The 2,466-nt window shown below is 59.8% G+C and carries 2 protein-coding genes and 1 pseudogene; all 3 read right to left on the bottom strand.

Annotated features, from left to right (window positions below; all coding sequences use genetic code 11):
- Positions 1-363: 363 nt before the first annotated feature.
- The 3 genes and pseudogenes from VNX23_RS07100 to VNX23_RS07110 all read right to left on the bottom strand — a co-directional run bounded on the left by VNX23_RS07100 (position 364) and on the right by VNX23_RS07110 (position 2,197).
- The gene (locus VNX23_RS07100) at positions 364-1,563 is read right to left on the bottom strand and encodes an ABC transporter substrate-binding protein (protein WP_325628509.1); all 1,200 of its coding nucleotides are present in this window, start codon (positions 1,561-1,563) and stop codon (positions 364-366) included.
- A gap of 11 nt (positions 1,564-1,574) precedes the next feature.
- Positions 1,575-1,736, bottom strand: a pseudogene (locus tag VNX23_RS07105) (branched-chain amino acid ABC transporter substrate-binding protein); the annotation flags it as partial.
- On the bottom strand, positions 1,715-2,197 hold the full coding sequence (locus VNX23_RS07110) for an adenylate/guanylate cyclase domain-containing protein (protein ID WP_325628511.1): 483 nt from the start codon (positions 2,195-2,197) through the stop codon (positions 1,715-1,717). The pseudogene VNX23_RS07105 and the gene VNX23_RS07110, both read right to left, overlap by 22 nt.
- Positions 2,198-2,466 lie beyond the last annotated feature (269 nt).

Genomic DNA, 2,466 nt, shown 5'->3' on the forward strand with positions numbered 1-2,466 from the left:
TTTGCCCCGACGTTGAGGGAATTTCTGGACGACTTCTATCGTAAAGTTGCCGCCAACTTGGACGTTCACGGAGTTGCGCCCGCCGCGTTGAGACTGCGAAGCCGACGAGGTACGGCGTTGAAGCCACCAACCTAAGATCGCAAGTGGCACGGCAATGCCTATGCCACTAAGGAGCCACTCCTTGTTTGAATCAATTTTCGTCCATTGGGCGAACGCAACTTCGCCGGGTGCTGCATCGTCATCTTTTGCGCTTATCTCGCGCTTTATGCCGCCAGTACTTCTATCGCGAAAGCGAGGCCATGAAACCCGATGCTTACGGCGGCCGACAGGGCATCGCTCATGCCATCGAGCCGGTAGCGATCACTATTTCGGCGGGTTCAGCTGCTTCCACGGATCTTTGACCATCGGGATCGTCGCGATCTCGACATTGGCGAGCTTGCCGTCCTGCTTCTCGACGCGCCGGATATACACATTCTGGACAATGTCCCGGGTCTCGGGGTCGATCATGATCGGCCCACGCGGGCTGTCCGGGTTCTTCCACCCCTTGAAGAACGCCATCGCTTCATCCGCCGTAAACTTTCCCTGCGTCGCCTTGACCAGATCGAAAACCGCGACCATCCCGTCCCAGGCATTGACGGACAGGAAGTTGGGGATAGCGGTGTCGGCATATTCACGCTTCCAGGCAGCAAGGAAGGCCTCGTTTGCCGGACGTTTGCCGGCGGTCGAATAATTGCCGGAAGTAATCAGGCCCAGCGGAATATCGCCCATCGCCGGCAATTGCTCGTCGGGCAGCAGGTCTTGTGCCGAAGTGATCTGAATGCCGGCCTCGCGCAGCCCGAGATCCCTGACCGCATTGACGAGCGCGGTCGCCTGGGTGCTCGGTATCCAGAAGAACACGACGTCGGGCTTGGCGTCCTTGATGCGCTGCACGAACGGGGCGAAATCGGGATTGTTCGGGGGAATGCGGACGGCACCGACGATCTGGCCGCCGCTGTCGGTGAAGCCCTTGGCGAAAGAAGCTTCCGAATCATGCCCGGGGATGAAGTCGCTGACGGCGGTATAGCCCTTCTTCCAGCCCTGCTCTGCCGCCCATTTCCCGATCGGATAGCCCTGCTGCCAGAGCGTGAACGACACTCGCGCGACATAGGGTGAGATGCGCGGAATTGCGGAGCCACCGGCGGCGATGCTGATCAGGAGCGGCACCTTCGCCTCGGCGGTCAGCGGCGCAATCGCCGCGGCCACCGGGGACAGGATGACACCCGTCAAGAGCTGCACGTGCTCGCGCGTAATCAGCTCCTGAGCCAGCCGCTTGCCGACTTCCGGATTGGACGTGTCGTCGCGCCGCATGATTTCGAGCTTTATCCCCGGCGGCAGCTCCTTCTCGTGCTCCTTCACGTATAGGTCGACAGCTTTTTGCGCCTGGTCCGCGGCTTGCGCGACAAAGCCGGAATAGCTGCTGATGTTCCCGATCTTTACCACCGTTTGGGCCGCCGCCGGCGGCGACAGCACGAGAACCGCAGTTGCCGCGCAGGCGAGCGTTAGTACGGACCTTCCGTATGGCATTCGATCTCCCATTATTTCAACGGGTTCAGTTCCTTCCACCGGTCCTTGACCATCGGGATCGTTGCGATTTCGATGTTGGCAAGAACCTCACCCTGCTTTTCGACGCGGCGGATGTAGACGTTCTGCACGATGTCGCGGGTTTCCGGATCGATCATGATCGGCCCCCGCGGACTGTTCGGGTCCTTCCAGTGGGATAGGAAGGCCACCGCCTGATCACAGCTATGCCGTCGGCGAGAAATTCTTGCTCGGGGTCGCTCGACATATTCACGAACGGCAGCACAGCAACCGAGGGCTTGTCGGGGAGTGTTAAGACTGGTGGTGATGGGCTCGCCGCACTGGTGCTGACGAGATCGCGCACTCGATAAACCCGGACTGGGCGGGCAATGTTCTTGACCTGCTGCTCGCCCAGATCCTCAAAGGCAAAGGCCACCTTGTCGCGCACCTGGTCCCGAACGACGCGGCTGACGCAAATCCCGCCCGGTTCCGCCAGCCCTTCCAGCCGCGCCGCGACGTTCACCCCATCCCCGAAGATGTCGTGCGCCTCGACGATCACGTCGCCGAGATTGATGCCGATGCGGAACCTGATCCGCTGCTCCTCCGGCACCTCAGGCTCGCGCTCGGCCATGCCGGCCATTTTGACGTGCTTCGCCACGATGGTGTCAAAAAAGGAAGGGACTCCCCATCTTTTAGGCTCAAAGAGCGCGCGATCGACGATTTCACGGTTGAAAGGGTCCTATTTTGCACGAATCCTGATCCTCGACACCGCCATTTTGACGTGCTTCGCCACGATGGTGTCAAAATCTAAGCGTAGTCTGTCGGGAGAATCTACATCGCCTGAGATCTATGGATGTGCATCACATAGGTTCTCAGATCGAAAATTATGTATTTGGGACGTGCCGCCTG

It is taken from the genome of Bradyrhizobium sp. (genome assembly GCF_035570375.1).
Lineage (GTDB): Bacteria > Pseudomonadota > Alphaproteobacteria > Rhizobiales > Xanthobacteraceae > Bradyrhizobium.

Excerpts from the sequence above, each read along its gene's own strand:
- VNX23_RS07100 (WP_325628509.1), bottom strand. The coding sequence starts at position 1,563 with ATGCCATACGGAAGGTCCGTACTAACGCTCGCCTGCGCGGCAACTGCG.
- VNX23_RS07110 (WP_325628511.1), bottom strand. The coding sequence starts at position 2,197 with ATGGCCGGCATGGCCGAGCGCGAGCCTGAGGTGCCGGAGGAGCAGCGG.